Source organism: Klebsiella sp. KPN54798 (assembly GCF_021184225.1).
Taxonomy (GTDB): domain Bacteria; phylum Pseudomonadota; class Gammaproteobacteria; order Enterobacterales; family Enterobacteriaceae; genus Klebsiella; species Klebsiella pneumoniae.
In genome coordinates this window covers 2,398,110-2,414,343 of the sequence record NZ_CP089234.1, presented here as the reverse complement: position 1 = coordinate 2,414,343, position 16,234 = coordinate 2,398,110, and the positions used below count along the sequence as shown (strand labels likewise).

The following is a 16,234-nucleotide window of genomic DNA, read 5'->3' as shown; positions in this document are numbered from 1 at the left end:
GCGTCGGGCGGTCAGAACACGATTCAGGTGAAAACCTCATCCTGTCAATGTGAGATAAAACAAAAAGTTATAAGGAGAGTAGCAATGTCGTTTGAATTACCTGCATTACCATATGCAAAAGACGCCCTGGCGCCGCACATTTCCGCAGAAACCCTGGAATATCACTACGGTAAACACCACCAGGCGTATGTCACTAACCTCAACAACCTGATCAAAGGCACTGCGTTCGAAGGCAAGTCCCTCGAAGAGATCGTCCGCACGTCTGAAGGCGGCGTATTCAACAACGCAGCGCAGGTCTGGAACCACACCTTCTACTGGAACTGCCTGGCGCCTAACGCCGGCGGCGAACCGGAAGGCGAACTGGCGGCCGCAATCGCCAAATCTTTCGGCAGCTTCACGGATTTTAAAGCCAAATTTACCGATGCCGCGGCGAAAAACTTCGGCGCTGGCTGGACCTGGCTGGTCAAAAATGCCGACGGCAGCCTGGCGATCGTCTCCACCAGCAACGCCGGCACCCCGCTGACCACCGACGCGAAGCCGCTGCTGACCGTTGACGTTTGGGAACACGCCTACTACATCGACTACCGCAACGCCCGTCCAAGCTACCTGGACCACTTCTGGGCGCTGGTAAACTGGAAGTTTGTTGCGGCTAACCTGGCGGCATAAACGACAAACCGCAGCGGGGTCTCCCCGGCTGCGGTTTTTTTTGCCCTTGCCCAGCCGATGATTACTGGCTGGCGAAAGCCTCTTCCGGCTGCGCTCGCCCGCTAAACCAGACCAGCAGCAGCGCCAGACCAGCGATAATCGCGCCCATCACCGGCACAAACGCATAGCCCAGTCCGCCAGAGATCACCGCCCCACCGGCGGCGGCGCCCAGCGCGTTGCCGAGGTTGAACGCGCCGATATTCACCGAAGAAGAGAGCCCCGGCGCCTCATGCGCTACGCGCATAACCCGCATCTGCAGCGGCGGAACCACCGCAAAGGTTGCTGCGCCCCAGACAATCATGCTGATGGCCGCCCCGGCCTGGGATTGCGCCAGCAGCGGGATCGCCAGCATGATCGCCATCAGCAGCAGCAGAAAGCCCTTCAGCGTGCCGGAGACCGACCGGTCAGCAAATTTGCCGCCCAGATAGTTGCCTAGCGAAAAACCGACGCCAATCAGCACCAGCATCGCGGTTATAAACAGCGATGAAGCGTGGGTCAGCGTATTGAGCACTGGCGAAATGTAGGTATACAGCGTAAACATCGCCCCGGCGCCCAGCACGGTGGTCAGCAACGCGGAGAGCACCTGCGGGCGCAGCAGGACAGAAAGCTCTTTTTTGACATCAGGACGTTCCCCCGCGCTGCCCTTCGGCAGGGAGAACCACAGGCTAACCATCGCCAGCAGGCCTAATCCCGCAGTAGCAAGGAAGGACATCCGCCAACCGATGGTTTCGCCAAGCCAGGTGGCCGCCGGCACGCCGCCAATGTTGGCGATGGTCAGGCCCATAAACATAGTGGCTACCGCGCTGGCCTGCTTATGCTTTGGCACGACGCTGGCCGCCACCACCGATCCCAGGCCGAAAAAAGCGCCGTGGTTGAGGCTGGTAATAATCCGCGACAGCAGCAGCGTGGTGTAATCCGGCGCGATGGATGACAACAGGTTGCCGACGGTGAAGATCCCCATCAGAAAAATCAGCGCATTGCGCCGTGCGCGATGCGACAACAGCAGCGTCATCAGCGGTGCGCCGACCATGACGCCGATGGCATACGCACTGATCAGCATTCCCGCTACCGGTATCGAGACGTCCACACCTTTCGCAATCACCGGCAGCAATCCCATCGGGGAGAACTCGGTGGTACCGATGCCAAAGGCGCCGATCGCCAGCGCAAGTAAAGGAAAGTTGATTTTCATTCAATGACTCCATCAGACCGTCAGAGAGGACGGCGTAACATCAGAAGTCAAAAGCATGACATCAATCACAAAAAAACAAAAGTGAACGAAATGACAAAAGATTTTTGCAGAATTGATAATAATAGCGGGATATGGGGAGGAAGCGGCGCTCCTCCCTCAGCGAAACATTAGTGCAGTATGGCGGTCAGGCTGAAAGCGACAATCACGCCGAGAGCAATAATCGTGGTGATCAGCGAAAACTTTAAATTGGTATCCATCATTTTTCCCTCTTGTTATCCCCACACCAAAAGTGAGCTTGCTCATTTTTGCACAAAAAATCGCAAAAATCTTCCGGGATTTAGGGCGATGCACATTTTTGCTCTTCCACTTTGCCCCAAGATCGGACAAAATCCCACGCTAATTTAAAAGCGTATCGGCCATTGACCCCTTCCTGTCGTTCTGTGTCGTTTTCCCGACGTGATGCAATGTTGAAAATTGTATTCAGGGTGTGTGTAGGCAAACGTTTACGTATCGATGATCAGGCGATCAGGTCAAGGCATGGAGTGAGATGTAATGGCAACTATTAAAGATGTAGCGAAACGCGCAAACGTTTCCACTACAACTGTGTCACATGTAATTAACAAAACCCGTTTCGTTGCCGAAGAGACGCGTAATGCGGTATGGGCGGCGATCAAAGAGCTGCACTACTCGCCGAGCGCCGTGGCGCGCAGCCTGAAAGTCAATCACACCAAATCGATTGGCCTGCTGGCGACCAGTAGCGAAGCCGCCTATTTCGCTGAAATTATTGAGTCCGTTGAAAAGAGCTGCTTCCAGAAGGGCTATACTCTGATCCTCGGTAACGCGTGGAACGATCTGGAAAAACAGCGCGCCTATCTGTCGATGATGGCGCAAAAGCGCGTAGACGGTCTGCTGGTGATGTGTTCCGAGTATCCGGATTCGGTATTGAGCATGCTGGAAGAGTACCGCCATATCCCGATGGTGGTGATGGACTGGGGCGAGGCGAAAGCCGACTTCACCGATGCGGTGATCGATAACGCCTTCCAGGGCGGCTATATCGCCGGACGCTACCTGATTGAACGCGGCCATCGCGAAATCGGCGTGATCCCGGGTCCGCTGGAGCGCAACACCGGCGCGGGGCGACTGGCCGGCTTCATGCAGGCGATGAAAGAGGCGCATATCAGCGTGCCGGAAAACTGGATTGTGCAGGGCGACTTCGAGCCGGAGTCCGGCTACCGCGCAATGCAGCAGATCCTAAACCAGCAGCACCGCCCGACGGCGGTCTTCTGCGGCGGCGATATCATGGCGATGGGCGCTATCTGCGCGGCGGATGAAATGGGACTGCGGGTGCCGCAGGACATTTCGCTGATCGGTTATGATAATGTGCGCAACGCCCGCTATTTCAGCCCGGCGTTAACCACCATTCATCAGCCGAAAGATTCCCTGGGCGAGGCCGCATTTAACATGCTGTTGGATCGTATCGTCAACAAGCGTGAAGAGTCGCAGTCTATCGAAGTGCACCCTCGTCTGGTTGAGCGCCGCTCGGTAGCGGATGGCCCGTTTGTCGATTATCGTCGTTAAGGCATCTGGCGGGCGCGGATCTCTCCGGCGCCCGCAGCCACTCCCGATTCAGCGTGTCGCTGTCCCCCAGATAGTCAAGCATCCAGTTCAGCGCCGGTGAGGCATCGTTCTGCTGCCACGTCAGGCAGCAGGCGGCATCCGGGAACGGATTTTCCAGCGCCAGCGCAGTCCACTCGCCGCGATCTATCCATGGACGGGCGAAATGGCTCGGCACCATGCCGACGCAGAGTCCTGCCGACAAACAGGTTGCTGATGATTCCCAGTCAGGGACGACTACCCTCTTCTGGTTATCCAGCAACCATGTTGTCCGTTTAGGCAACGAGCGCGAGGTATCCTCCCGCACCAGCGACGGCCAGTTACGCAGGACGTCGTCGCTCAGGGGTCCATCCATCTTTGCCAGCGGATGATCGCTCGCCACCACGCAGTCCCAGCTCAGCATCCCCATATCGCGGAACGCATAGCGACCGCCGACCGGAATAGATCGCGTTGCGCCAATCGCCAGCTCAACGCGGCCGTCGGCCAGCGCATCCCATACGCCATTGAATACTTCCTGAAAGACGATCAGTTCGACGTCGGGAAAATGGCGATAGAAATCGACGATCATCTGACGCATCCGCGCCGGTTTCACAATATCATCCACTGCGATCGACAACTGTCCGCGCCAGCCGTTCGCAATTTGCTGACACAGCTGGCGGGTGATCTGCATTTTTTTGATAACAGAGCGCCCTTCCTGTAAAAACCAGACCCCGGCGGGGGTCAACTCCACATCACGATGGCGACGCTCAAATAAGGGAACGGCGAGCCACTCTTCGAGCTGACGCACGGTATAGCTGACCGCGGAAGGCACCCGGTGAAGCTCCTGCGCGGCCGCGCTGAAGCTGCCGTTACGGGCGACGGCATCAACCACTTCCAGAGAGTATTCAGACCACATTTTCTGCCTGCAAAATTTTTGAATGCATGTGACAAATATTAGCGTTTCACAAGCCACAATGCACTCCCTACACTCTGCGGCATCGTACCTGTACACCAACTATGAGAACGTTATGTCACAACCCGGGAAAGGATTTTTAGTCTGGCTGGCCGGCCTGAGCGTGCTGGGCTTTCTGGCCACCGATATGTACCTGCCGGCGTTTGCCGCCATGCAGCAGGATCTCAACACCACCGCCGCCTCCATCAGCGCCAGTCTGAGCCTGTTCCTCGCCGGCTTCGCGCTGGGCCAGCTGTTCTGGGGACCGCTGTCGGACCGCTATGGACGTAAACCGGTACTGCTGAGCGGCCTGGCGATTTTCGCGGCCGGCTGTCTGGGGATGCTTTGGGTGCACAACGCCACCCTGATGCTGGCGCTGCGCTTTCTGCAGGCGATTGGCGTCTGTGCCGCGGCCGTTACCTGGCAGGCGATGGTCGCCGATTACTATCCTGCCCAGCGCACGAACCGCATCTTCGCCACCATTATGCCGCTGGTAGGACTGTCGCCGGCGCTGGCCCCGCTGCTGGGCAGCTGGCTGCTGGTGCACTTCGAGTGGCAAGCCATCTTCGCCACCCTGTTCGCCATCACTCTGCTGCTGATGCTGCCTGCCCTGCGCCTGAAGGCAGCCGCGAAGTCAGTAGTAGTGACGCAGCAAAAGATCACCTTTCTCGCGCTGCTGCGCTCCCGGGAATACAGCGGCAACGTCCTGATCTACGCCGCCTGTTCCGCCAGCTTCTTCGCCTGGCTTACCGGTTCACCTTTTATCCTGCATGAAATGGGCTATGGCCCAACCGCTATCGGCCTGAGCTATATTCCGCAGACCATCGCCTTTCTGGTGGGAGGCTATGGCTGTCGCGCGGTGCTGCAGAAATGGTCCGGTCAACAGATGCTGCCGTGGCTGCTGGTGATTTTTGCCGTCAGCGTAGCCGCCACCTGGCTGGTGGGCCTGCAAACCCATGCCTCGCTGGTGGCGTTAATGATCCCGTTCTGCATGATGGCGGTGGTCAACGGCGGGATCTACCCCATCGTGGTTGCTCAGGCGCTGAAGCCTTTTCCGCAGGCGACCGGCCGCGCGGCGGCGCTGCAAAATACCCTGCAGCTTGGCCTGTGCTTCCTGACCAGTCTGCTGGTATCCGCGCTGATCGCCACGCCGCTGCTGACCACCACCAGCGTCATGCTGGTTTCGATTGGCTTAGCCGGAATAGGCTATCGCCTGCAGCAGACGCCGGAGCTGACACCCCACTCTTCCCACGCGTAATGCCCGTCGCCAGGGCCCGGACCAGTCGTTAGCATGCTAAGAAATTTTTATTGAAAGCCAGTACTTAGCGTCCTATACTGGATCCGGGTTCACATAAATAGAAAATAGTTACAGATTAACGGATGCAGGATGCCTCCGTTTCACCATGGAAGGCCTTTCGGCAAGGGTTATCTCCCTTCCTCTGTTTACGTCGGATAGCGACTTCACGGATTATCCGTGAGATTTCTCACAAAGCCAAAAAAGCGTCTACGCTGTTTTAAGGTTCTGATCACTTGGGCGTGATGGAGAAGCTATGAGTTCATCGTGTATAGAAGAAGTAAGTGTACCAAATGATGACTGGTACCGGATTGCAGCTGAATTATTAGGCCGTGCGGGAATTGAAATCAATGGCTCCGCGCCGTCCGACCTGCGGGTTAAAAATCCTCTCTTTTTTAAACGGGTTTTGCAGGAAGGTTCGCTGGGTTTAGGCGAAAGCTATATGGACGGCTGGTGGGAATGCGAGCGTCTGGATATATTCTTCCACAAGGTGTTACGCGCCGGGTTGGAAAAGCAGCTCCCACACCATTTCAAAGACACACTCCGCATCGCAGGCGCTCGTCTGTTTAATCTACAAAGTAAAAAACGTGCCTGGATTGTCGGTAAAGAGCACTACGACCTCGGCAACGATCTCTTCAGCCGGATGCTTGATCCCTATATGCAATATTCCTGCGGTTACTGGAAAGAGGCGCAGAGCCTCGAGGCCGCCCAGCAGGCTAAGCTGGATCTCATCTGCCGCAAACTGGAGCTGGAGCCAGGCATGCGGGTACTGGATATTGGCTGTGGATGGGGCGGTCTCGCCGAATATATGGCGCGAAATTATCAGGTCAGCGTCGTGGGTGTAACCATCTCCGCCGAGCAACAAAAAATGGCCCAGGCACGCTGCGCCGATCTCGATGTAGAGATTCGTCTCCAGGATTATCGCGATCTGCACGACAGCTTTGACCGCATCGTCTCCGTTGGCATGTTTGAGCACGTGGGGCCGAAAAATTACGCTACCTACTTTGAGGTTGCCGACCGTAATTTGAAACCCAACGGCCGCTTTTTACTGCACACCATTGGTTCCAAGGTCACCGACCATAACGTTGACCCGTGGATCGATAAATATATCTTCCCGAACGGCTGCCTGCCTTCCGTGCGTCACATTGCCGAAGCCAGCGAGAAGCATTTTGTGATGGAAGACTGGCACAACTTCGGCGCCGATTATGACACGACCCTGATGGCCTGGTATGAGCGTTTCCTCGCCAGCTGGCCGGAAATTGCCGATAACTATTCTGAGCGTTTCAAACGCATGTTTACCTATTATCTGAACGCCTGCGCCGGCGCCTTCCGCGCCCGCGACATTCAGCTCTGGCAGGTGGTGTTCTCGCGCGGTATTGAACATGGACTGCGCGTCGCCCGTTAAATAACACTCCCCCGCTTATCGGCGGGGGATTTTTTTTCAGGCTTCATTGACCTTAGCCGCCATCTCTTTCGCGGCCAGCACGCGTTCGACCGTATCGACAACCGCCTGGGTCTGCGGATCAATCTCAATATTGACGCGATCGCCCAGTTTTTTTGCTCCCAGGGTGGTCCGCTGCAGCGTCTCCGGAATAAGATGCACGCAGAAACGGGTCGCCGTCACCTCACCCACCGTCAGACTAATGCCGTCAATACCGATGAATCCTTTATAGAGGATGTATTTCATCAGCGTTGGATCCTGCACTTTAAACCAGATCTGACGGTTATTTTCGGAAGTCAGAATCTTCACGATTTCCGCGGTGGTCATAATGTGGCCGGACATTAAATGCCCGCCGATTTCATCACTAAATTTCGCCGCTCGCTCGACGTTCACTTCATCGCCGACCTGAATATCGCCAAGATTGGTAATCCGCAGCGTCTCTTTCATCAGATCGAAGCTGATGCGTGCGCCGTTGATTTCGGTCACCGTCAGGCAGCAGCCGTTGTTGGCTACCGAGGCGCCGGTTTCCAGCCCCTCCAGCATATGTGCCGGTAACTCAACCACGTGAGTGCGAAAATTGGGTTTATCATCAATGGAGACCACTTTCGCGGTTCCCTGAACAATACCAGTAAACATGTTTGGCTCCTGTTGAAAATCATGACGGTATCATTACCGCTTTCGCTATCGGGAACAATAACAGGAGGGCAAAGCGGTTGCCAGCGCGCTTCGTGCCTCGACTCTTTTTTCACTGGCTTAATAGCCAATCCTCGCTACAATAGACTGGAAATTCCTCATTTTTATCCCCTTGCTGCCAGTTACGGCGGCTTTTTTAGTCTCAAAATAACAACAATTCGAAGGTGTTCACGTGCAGAAGTATTTCGTTGAAGCGCGTCAGTTATTAGCTCTGGCTATACCCGTCATCCTTGCGCAGGTGGCGCAGACGGCGATGGGTTTTGTCGATACCGTGATGGCGGGTGGCTACAGCGCCACGGATATGGCCGCCGTGGCCATCGGGACCTCCATCTGGCTGCCGGCGATCCTCTTCGGCCACGGCCTTCTGCTGGCGCTGACCCCGGTGGTGGCGCAGCTTAACGGATCCGGGCGGCGAGAGCGTATCGCGCCGCAGGTGCGTCAGGGCTTCTGGCTGGCCGGCTTTGTCTCGGTGCTGATCATGGTCGTGCTGTGGAACGCCGGATACATCATCAGCTCCATGCATAACATCGATCCGCTGTTGGCAGAGAAGGCGGTTGGCTACCTGCGCGCGCTGCTGTGGGGCGCTCCGGGCTATCTGTTCTTCCAGGTCGCCCGTAACCAGTGTGAAGGGCTGGCAAAAACCAAGCCCGGGATGGTCATGGGCTTTATTGGATTACTGGTCAACATTCCGGTGAACTATATTTTTATCTATGGTCATTTCGGCATGCCCGAGCTGGGCGGCGTCGGCTGCGGTGTGGCGACGGCCTCCGTTTACTGGGTGATGTTCGCCAGCATGCTGTGGTGGGTGCGCCGGGCGCGTACGATGCGCGATATCCGCTGCGTCGAGCGCTTCAACGGCCCTGATTTTGCCGTCCTGTTACGGCTGGTGCAGCTGGGGCTGCCCATTGCTCTGGCGCTGTTCTTTGAAGTCACTCTGTTTGCCGTCGTCGCGCTGCTGGTCTCCCCGCTCGGGATCATTGACGTCGCTGGTCACCAGATCGCGCTTAATTTCAGCTCGCTGATGTTCGTTCTGCCGCTGTCGCTGGCGGCGGCGGTCACCATTCGCGTCGGCTTCCGCCTTGGCCAGGGCTCAACGATCGATGCCCAGGTTTCGGCCCGCACCGGCGTGGGCGTGGGGGTCTGCCTGGCGGTATTTACCGCTATCTTTACCGTCCTGATGCGTAAGCAGATTGCGCTGCTGTATAACGATAATCCCGAGGTGGTGACGCTGGCCTCGCACCTGATGCTGCTGGCGGCTATCTATCAGATCTCCGACTCTATTCAGGTGATCGGCAGCGGCATTCTGCGCGGCTATAAAGATACGCGGTCTATCTTTTTCATTACCTTTACCGCGTACTGGGTGCTGGGTTTGCCGAGCGGCTATCTGCTGGCGCTGACCGATATGATTGTGCCCCGCATGGGACCTGCCGGTTTCTGGTGCGGATTTATCATCGGTCTGACCTCCGCCGCCATCATGATGATGCTGCGGATGCGTTTTCTGCAGCGCCAGCCTTCCAGCATCATCTTACAGCGCGCTGCGCGCTAACTTGTCTAAGCCCGCCGCTCCGGCGGGCTTTTTCGTTCTTCGCTATAACGGCGCGTTGTACATTCCGTTACTCCCTGACACCAAAGACTCACTGATAGCCTCCCGGCAGGCGCTTATAGTGTTGCCAACAGCCCCGCAGTGGGGTTACTCAAGAAACCAAGTCGAGGATTTCAGAATGAAAAAAGTATTAGCTCTGGTCGTTGCCGCTGCTATGGGTCTGTCATCAGTTGCTTTCGCTGCCGATGCGGCAAGCACCACCCCGAGTGCAGCAGCCAGCCATACTACCGTTCACCATAAGAAACATCACAAAGCGGCCGCGAAACCGGCAGCCGAGCAGAAAGCGCAGGCGGCGAAGAAACACCACAAAGCCGCTGCAAAACCGGCTGCTGAGCAAAAAGCCCAGGCGGCGAAGAAACACCATAAAGCCGCTGCTAAACCGGCAGTAGCGCAGAAAGCGCAGGCGGCGAAGAAACACCACAAAACCGCTGCGAAACCGGCAGTCGCGCAGAAAGCGCAGGCTGCAAAGAAACATCATAAAGCGGCACACCACGCAGCTAAACCGGCGGTTAAACCGGCGGCATAATGGTCAGGGCGTTAAGGTGATAAACCGGCGCTGAACAGCGCCGGTTTTTTTCAGGAGGACATCATGCTGCAACGCTATCGCTTCGAATTGCTGCTGTTACTGCTCATCGTCTGCGCGCTGTTTACCCTGCGCTTGATGTTTAAATAGCTGGCTGCTGAACCCATTTACGGGCCGGCGGCGTATAGTCGCGAAAACCGGCGATAATCTCGTCTGCCGAGGTAGCGAACGGCAGCATCTCCGCGTAGCGCGGGTGCATAAACCCTTCCCGTACCATGTTATCGACCATCGCCTGAAGCGGATCGTAATAACCCTTAATATTCAGGAACGCGCACGGTTTCTCATGGATCCCCAGCTGCGCCCAGGTCCATTGTTCGAAAATCTCCTCAAGCGTCCCCGCCCCGCCCGGCAGGGCAATAAAGCCATCTGCCAGCGCCGCCATTTTGGTTTTCCGCTCGTGCATATCCTCGACCACATGCAGCTCCGTCAAGCCGCGGTGGGCAATTTCCCGCTCCACCAGGCCGCGCGGCATCACGCCGATCACCACGCCACCGGCCTCCAGCGCCGCATCGGCGACCGCCCCCATCAGACCAACTTTGCCGCCGCCATAGACAAGCGCCAACCCCTGCTGCGCCAGCGTACGTCCAACCAGACGGGCGGTTTCGAGGTACAGCGGATGTTCGCCAGCTGAAGAACCGCAGAAAATACCAATCGATTTCATCTTCGTTATGACTCCTTCTCTTCTGGTGGCCGATAATTTAACACATCGGCAACCCTTCCGCGCAGGTTTGGACTGCCTGAAAAATGAGAGCCGTGATGCTCGCTGGCGAAGAAATATCCTTGTGGTTCAGTAAAATATATCCGGAATGAGTAAAAGTTCCGCAATCGCATGCAATGTGCAAGAAAAGTGACGTTTACCTCTTGCCACATCCCCTCCCTGCCGCTAATATGCGTCCCCGTTGTCACCACAACATTGCGTTCGTAGCTCAGTTGGTTAGAGCACCACCTTGACATGGTGGGGGTCGTTGGTTCGAGTCCAATCGAACGCACCATAATGCGTTTATAGCTCAGTTGGTTAGAGCACCACCTTGACATGGTGGGGGTCGTTGGTTCGAGTCCAATTAAACGCACCATAATGCGTCTGTAGCTCAGTTGGTTAGAGCACCACCTTGACATGGTGGGGGTCGATGGTTCGAGTCCATTCAGACGCACCAATCATTTTTCCTTCTGTAATTCCTGAATTTTATCACCTGCTCCCCGTTGGTATTGCTGACTTAAAATGTTGTGTATTGGCAAAGCGTTTTCCTTGCATAGTCCATACTAGTCCACATGAGTGCTAAGGAAGCCAACCCTTTTAATGAGCATCAAAAATCGATCAACAGACCACGCCGTTTAATTTCTTAATGATAATCATTCCATTCATCATAAATATATGCATATGCAAATCGATATATCAGATACCCCACCAGGAATCCCATAACTGAAAGTAAACCCCAGAGAAATTTATATTCATTTACTGAGAAAAAAAAGAACCAGCCAGCCAGCGCGATACCTGAAGCACCTAATCCCATCCCAGCCCCTCTGATAACACGGGAAAGCAGGATGAGTAATGTTCGTTTTATATTCATAATCCACCAAAGAAATATTCACATATTTTGTTAAATTCTGCTGAATTCTTATCACTGACCATACACGCTGTTTCGAAAGGTTTTACAATATCCTCAACAAGAAAATACAGAACATCCAGATCTCCCAGATTTTGCAGTTTATCATGCAGTACCGGATTTCTGCGCTTCAGATATCGGGACGTGTATATTGCTCTGGATGTTTCAGCTCCAACGGATAATAATAATCCGGCAAGACTTCCTGCAAAAATGCGGACACTCCTCTTGAGGCGTTCCCCTCTTCCTCATCCCGCCCCGCGTCAGGTGCTGCGGCTTCGGTCCTGCCGCCATATGGGTTAACAGTTGCTGATTCAGCAGGCTGTCGATATTGCGCCCCCGGAGAACAACCATCCGGTAGCGTGACTGCCCCGGCGGTTGCTTTACCAAACTGGTTGCATCGTTTATCAACCTGTTCCTCATCGCTTCACTCCATCTATTCTGGCGTTAAAATTCATCATTACGTCCTCCATTCGTTACCCTTCGCCATCCCACCCACTGGCCGCGCTATCGCACCCGCCTGCTTTCGCGAACGCTACCGCCCGTCGCTGTCTCCCTACAGGAACCCAAAGCGCACTGGGTAAGGCAGAACGGTGATCTTTTATTTAACGCCCGGAATAACAGTCGCTCAGCAATACATGCACAAGGAAATCCCGTTCGTATCCACATCCTGCCGGAGTACGTCCAGTTTTAATTCAGTGGCATCTCGGTTCAGATCGGGAGTAACTGCGTAATGCTGAAAAAGACGACAAACAGAATAAAAAAAATAAACTGATAATATTTTGTAAGACGAGAGAAGGAGGCCGTCTGGACGCAGGGCGGAAGCGGTGGCTTCGCAACAACAATATTCCCTACTGAAAACTATTCCCTTGCGTAAAAAAACGAGCGCGCGGTACAACAGGGAGGAAACCATGCCACAGTAGAATAAAGAAAGTCCAGCCCCGACCGGGCCAGACTAACTTTTTAAGATTAACGCCCGAATTACATTGAGAATTTACATATAAATGACCTGAGCTATTGATCATCTAATAATATAGCGGACGGATCGCACACATCCAGAATAAGCTGCGAAAACGCACCATGAAATATATTGCTGTCCTGATTTACATCAGTAAATCCCCCCGACCGTTATATCGTATAACAGCTCATATTATCCAGGCGATCCTGACAGAGATAATATTCCCCGACCATAAAGCGCAGGGCAGCTTGCGCACCCACCGTCTGACAGACAAGTCCCGCATATTGCCTTCAGGCAAGGCGATGACTGGCCTGCGCCATCGCCAGGGCGTCTTCCCCTGCCGGCAGCCGCGAAGGGGCATCAGGATCGTGCACCATTCGCCAGACGGCCTGAGCGACATCGGTCGCCTGCGTCACGCTGGCGTTATCCTGCATGCTGTCGAAGATCTGCTGGCCGAGCGCCGCATAGCTCTCCGGGAGCTGCCCCATCGTCCGGCGGGCGTTTTCCCCGAACCGGGTCTGCGGGGCGCGTCCCGGGAGGATCAGCCCGACGCGAATATTAAAAGCACGGAGCTCCAGCGCCAGCGACTCCGTGAAGGCATTCACCGCCGCCTTACTCGCGGTGTAGACAGCCAGCAGGGGCATCGGTTGCAGGGTGACCGCCGAGGTAATATTAACGATGGTCCCGCTTCGGCGCTCTCTGAACCGGGGGATCACCGCCTGGGTCATGGCAATCGTTCCCAGGGTATTGGTGGCAAACAGGTTGGCTATCGCCTCGCGCGGGGCGCCCTCCAGGGCATTAAGCATCCCCACCCCGGCGTTGTTAACCAGCACATCAATCTCTCCGACTTCGGCAATGGCCTCTGCGATACTCTGCGCCGAAGTGACGTCAAGACGTACCAGCCGCAGGCGGTCGCTGGCGGGTAACACACCTTCCTGCGGAGCGCGCATCGTGGCAATAACCTTCCAGCCTTGCTCGAGAAAATAACGCGCCGTCTCCAGGCCAAAACCCGATGAACAGCCGGTGATCATTATCGTTTGCATATCTCTGTCTCCGAATGGCTTCTTCCTTTTGATCATAGACAGGCCGTGCCGGACGATATAGGGTCAATAATCCATCATTCTTTAGCAGGAGTCCGGAAATGAGCGATCCGCTGGCGGAGGTCATCGCGATGTTAAATCTCAGAGCGGTGCTGACCAAAACCATCGAGGGGGCGGGAGACTGGCGAGTCCGGCGCTCGGATCAGGGGTTGTCATTTTATGGCGTCGTGCTGGAAGGCGGCTGTCGGCTGGAAATTGACCAGCATGAGCCGCAGATCCTGCGCGCTGGGGATTTTATTCTGATCCCGGCGGCGTACCGCTTCTCGCTAACCAGCCTGACCCCGCCCCCTTCACCGGCGCTGGAAACCATCCCGGTGCAACTGGCGGAGGGACACTTTCGGCTGGGCGCCCTCGACCAGCCTGCGCAGATGCAGGCGCTGATTGGCCACTGCGCTTCCGGTTCAACGAACGCCAGCCTGCTGGCCTCGCTGTTGCCAGCCTTTGTGGTGGTCCGCAATCAACCGCGGCTGGCCACCTTTGTCGGGCTGCTGAAAGAGGAAGCGCAGGCGGATCGCGCGGGCAAATCTTTCGTTCTGGCGAGGATGGTTGAGCTGCTTTTTATCGAGGCCATCCGTTCCTCCGGCACGCTCGCGACCCCCGGTCTGATGCGCGGGCTGAGCGACCCGCGGGTCGCCCAGGCAATCCGTCTGCTGCATCAGGCCCCCGCCAGACGCTGGACGGTCAACGCCCTGGCCGCCGACTGCGCGCTGTCTCGCTCGACGTTATTTGAACGCTTTACCGACCTGACCGGGATGACCCCGATGGGCTATCTGTTAGGCTGGCGAATGACCCTGGCCATGCAGTGGCTGAGCGAGACGGGCATCAGCATTGCGGATATCGCCGAGCGCATCGGCTATGGCTCGGCCAGCGCGTTCAGCGTAGCTTTTACCCGTTATACCGGGATATCGCCGGGCAAATATGCCCGCCAGCGGGCGGCGCTAAATGTCTCCCGACCAGCTCTGACTTAACCTGCCGCAATCTCCGTCTGCAGCCAGCGCTCAAACATCTGCAGCGCTGGCTCCCCCTCCCCGCCGCCGGGTTTGATCAAACAGAAGCGCTTAGCCAGCGTCGGGGAGCCCGGCCACGGGGCAACCAGCGTTCCGGCGCTCAGCTCGCTTTCCACATACATCTTCGGCACCAGTGCCACACCCTGCTGGCTAAGTACCGCGGCGATCGCCATCTCATGCAGATCGTAGCGCGGCCCCTGAGCGGGGTTATCCAGCGCCAGACCGCACTCGCGGGCATAGTGCAGCCAGGCGTCCGGGTTTTGCCGCCGGTGAATGCGCGTTAGCCGGTTAAGCAGCCCCGGAAGATCGTCATCCGTCAGCAGCGCAGCATGGCAGACCGGCAGCAAATACTCCGCAAATAAAAACGTCACCTCCATTCCGGTCCACGCCGGGTGTTCAAAATGGATGGCGGCATCAAATCCGCTTCCCGGCAGAATGAAGGGATCGCTGCGGGCGGCGATATTGACCACGATATGCGGATGCTGCGCCGCAAAGCGCCCGAGCCGGGGAATTAACCAGCGGCTGGCGAAGGTGGGGAGCACGGCGATCTCCAGGCTGCGGCCATCGACGGGCATCCCGCTGACGTCATGGGTGTCCCGTTCCAGACGAGCGAGGATCTCGCGGACCTGACGAGCGTAGCGGGCGCCTGCCGGATTGAGCCGCACCCGGCTCCCCGTCCTGTCGAAGAGTTTACTGTCGAGGAGCGCTTCCAGACGGGCAATCTGCCGGCTGATGGCCCCTTCCGTTAACGCGAGCTCCGCCGCCGCGCGGGCAAAGTTGCCGTGACGAGCCGCGGCCTCAAAAGCCAGTAGCGCAGCGCTGCTGGGGATTTTACGACGCATAGCCAATGCTCCTTGTGCAGGCTCACCGAAAGTCAGTGACAGAATATCACTAACCCTTGAATTAACATCGTTTTTCAGCGCCATTTTTAGCCGATAGGATGATGAAAACTCACTAAAGCGCCTTGTGCGCCACATCATCTGTTCATCAAGGTCACTATGCTCTATGTCGTCGAATGCGCCTACACCGATCCCCAAAGCGAAGCGGCGTGGAATACCTTTTACAATCAGGAAAAACTACCGGCGCTGGTCTCTGTGCCCGGTTTCTACGCCTCCCAGCGCTTCCGCGCTCTCAGCGAGGGCTGCCCCTGCTACCTAGCGCTGCACGATATCCACGATGCTACCGTCATCGACAGCGACGCCTACCGCCGCAACGGCGGCGGCCATTTTGCCCGCTGGCAATCGGCGATCGCCGACTGGCATCGCCACCTCTATCTAACGAATAATACGCTGCGGGAGGTTGCCCCGGATGAAGTGCTGCTGCTGGGCGATACCGCGGAGGACTTGCCCGTCGCTGCGCCGATACACCTGCAGCCAGGCGGCCTGGCGACCGAACAAACCCGGTATGCCGCCATCCTCCCACGAGACAACCTGCATCACCTGGCCACGACTGCCGCCGTCTTTATCTATCAGCCCATCACCGCCCGGTTACGCAACCCGGCGCAGCGCGCGTGAG

16 protein-coding genes and 3 tRNA genes are annotated in these 16,234 nt (G+C 56.5%); 11 read left to right on the top strand and 8 right to left on the bottom strand.

Annotated features, from left to right (window positions below; translation table 11 throughout):
- The first annotated feature begins 84 nt into the window (after positions 1–84).
- Entirely contained in the window at positions 85–666 is a 582-nt protein-coding gene (sodB, locus tag LPQ25_RS11580) for a superoxide dismutase [Fe] (protein ID WP_015874862.1), read from the top strand.
- Positions 667–727: 61 nt separating this feature from the next.
- Here sodB and LPQ25_RS11575 read toward each other — a convergent pair whose 3' ends face one another.
- Both LPQ25_RS11575 and cydH read right to left on the bottom strand, forming a co-directional pair.
- The gene (locus LPQ25_RS11575; RefSeq protein WP_002907773.1) at positions 728–1,894 is read right to left on the bottom strand and encodes an MFS transporter; all 1,167 of its coding nucleotides are present in this window, start codon (positions 1,892–1,894) and stop codon (positions 728–730) included.
- 167 nt (positions 1,895–2,061) lie between these two features.
- On the bottom strand, positions 2,062–2,154 hold the full coding sequence (gene cydH, locus LPQ25_RS11570; protein WP_002907776.1) for a cytochrome bd-I oxidase subunit CydH: 93 nt from the start codon (positions 2,152–2,154) through the stop codon (positions 2,062–2,064).
- 292 nt (positions 2,155–2,446) lie between these two features.
- Here cydH and purR point away from each other — a divergent pair, with 292 nt between their 5' ends.
- Positions 2,447–3,472, top strand: a complete 1,026-nt coding sequence (gene purR, locus LPQ25_RS11565) for an HTH-type transcriptional repressor PurR (protein ID WP_002907778.1) — start codon at positions 2,447–2,449, stop codon at positions 3,470–3,472.
- On the opposite strand, the gene punR is transcribed toward purR, so the two are convergent.
- Complete coding sequence (gene punR / locus LPQ25_RS11560; protein WP_048265636.1) at positions 3,399–4,403, bottom strand: DNA-binding transcriptional activator PunR; 1,005 nt, start codon at positions 4,401–4,403, stop codon at positions 3,399–3,401. The genes purR and punR overlap by 74 nt on opposite strands.
- Before the next feature lie 112 nt (positions 4,404–4,515).
- On the opposite strand from punR, the gene punC reads away from it, so the two are divergent.
- Positions 4,516–5,697 carry a purine nucleoside transporter PunC gene (punC, locus tag LPQ25_RS11555; protein ID WP_014907484.1) on the top strand — a complete coding sequence of 394 codons (1,182 nt, stop codon included), beginning with the start codon at positions 4,516–4,518 and terminating at the stop codon, positions 5,695–5,697.
- A gap of 292 nt (positions 5,698–5,989) precedes the next feature.
- Positions 5,990–7,138 (top strand): cyclopropane fatty acyl phospholipid synthase, encoded by a 1,149-nt coding sequence (cfa, locus tag LPQ25_RS11550; protein ID WP_002907788.1) that lies wholly within the window; start codon positions 5,990–5,992, stop codon positions 7,136–7,138.
- A 36-nt stretch (positions 7,139–7,174) separates the two neighbouring features.
- Here cfa and LPQ25_RS11545 read toward each other — a convergent pair whose 3' ends face one another.
- A complete protein-coding gene (locus LPQ25_RS11545) occupies positions 7,175–7,810 on the bottom strand; it encodes a riboflavin synthase (RefSeq protein WP_002907792.1) in 636 nt (211 codons plus the stop codon).
- Positions 7,811–8,039: 229 nt separating this feature from the next.
- On the opposite strand from LPQ25_RS11545, the gene mdtK reads away from it, so the two are divergent.
- Complete coding sequence (mdtK, locus tag LPQ25_RS11540) at positions 8,040–9,413, top strand: MdtK family multidrug efflux MATE transporter (protein ID WP_014907483.1); 1,374 nt, start codon at positions 8,040–8,042, stop codon at positions 9,411–9,413.
- 175 nt (positions 9,414–9,588) lie between these two features.
- On the top strand, positions 9,589–9,996 hold the full coding sequence (gene asr, locus LPQ25_RS11535; protein ID WP_004200137.1) for an acid resistance repetitive basic protein Asr: 408 nt from the start codon (positions 9,589–9,591) through the stop codon (positions 9,994–9,996).
- A gap of 139 nt (positions 9,997–10,135) precedes the next feature.
- On the opposite strand, the gene LPQ25_RS11530 is transcribed toward asr, so the two are convergent.
- A complete protein-coding gene (locus tag LPQ25_RS11530) occupies positions 10,136–10,714 on the bottom strand; it encodes an LOG family protein (protein WP_004175848.1) in 579 nt (192 codons plus the stop codon).
- A 254-nt stretch (positions 10,715–10,968) separates the two neighbouring features.
- On the opposite strand from LPQ25_RS11530, the gene LPQ25_RS11525 reads away from it, so the two are divergent.
- The 3 genes from LPQ25_RS11525 to LPQ25_RS11515 all read left to right on the top strand — a co-directional run bounded on the left by LPQ25_RS11525 (position 10,969) and on the right by LPQ25_RS11515 (position 11,207).
- Positions 10,969–11,045, top strand: a tRNA-Val gene (locus LPQ25_RS11525).
- Positions 11,046–11,049: 4 nt separating this feature from the next.
- Positions 11,050–11,126 (top strand) — tRNA-Val (locus tag LPQ25_RS11520).
- Between the two features lie 4 nt (positions 11,127–11,130).
- Positions 11,131–11,207: transfer RNA gene (locus tag LPQ25_RS11515), tRNA-Val, on the top strand.
- A 186-nt stretch (positions 11,208–11,393) separates the two neighbouring features.
- On the opposite strand, the gene LPQ25_RS11510 is transcribed toward LPQ25_RS11515, so the two are convergent.
- Both LPQ25_RS11510 and LPQ25_RS11505 read right to left on the bottom strand, forming a co-directional pair.
- Positions 11,394–11,621 (bottom strand): hypothetical protein, encoded by a 228-nt coding sequence (locus LPQ25_RS11510; RefSeq protein ID WP_015874864.1) that lies wholly within the window; start codon positions 11,619–11,621, stop codon positions 11,394–11,396.
- 1,281 nt (positions 11,622–12,902) lie between these two features.
- A complete protein-coding gene (locus LPQ25_RS11505) occupies positions 12,903–13,655 on the bottom strand; it encodes an SDR family oxidoreductase (RefSeq protein ID WP_014907481.1) in 753 nt (250 codons plus the stop codon).
- A gap of 98 nt (positions 13,656–13,753) precedes the next feature.
- On the opposite strand from LPQ25_RS11505, the gene LPQ25_RS11500 reads away from it, so the two are divergent.
- Positions 13,754–14,680, top strand: coding sequence for an AraC family transcriptional regulator (locus LPQ25_RS11500; RefSeq protein ID WP_014907480.1), 927 nt, complete (start codon positions 13,754–13,756; stop codon positions 14,678–14,680).
- On the opposite strand, the gene LPQ25_RS11495 is transcribed toward LPQ25_RS11500, so the two are convergent.
- Positions 14,677–15,561, bottom strand: coding sequence for a LysR substrate-binding domain-containing protein (locus tag LPQ25_RS11495; protein ID WP_002907799.1), 885 nt, complete (start codon positions 15,559–15,561; stop codon positions 14,677–14,679). The two genes, LPQ25_RS11500 and LPQ25_RS11495, sit on opposite strands and share 4 nt — an antisense overlap.
- A 156-nt stretch (positions 15,562–15,717) precedes the next feature.
- Here LPQ25_RS11495 and LPQ25_RS11490 point away from each other — a divergent pair, with 156 nt between their 5' ends.
- Positions 15,718–16,233: a DUF4286 family protein gene (locus tag LPQ25_RS11490; RefSeq protein WP_014907478.1), complete on the top strand. Its 516-nt coding sequence runs from the start codon at positions 15,718–15,720 to the stop codon at positions 16,231–16,233.
- Position 16,234 lies beyond the last annotated feature (1 nt).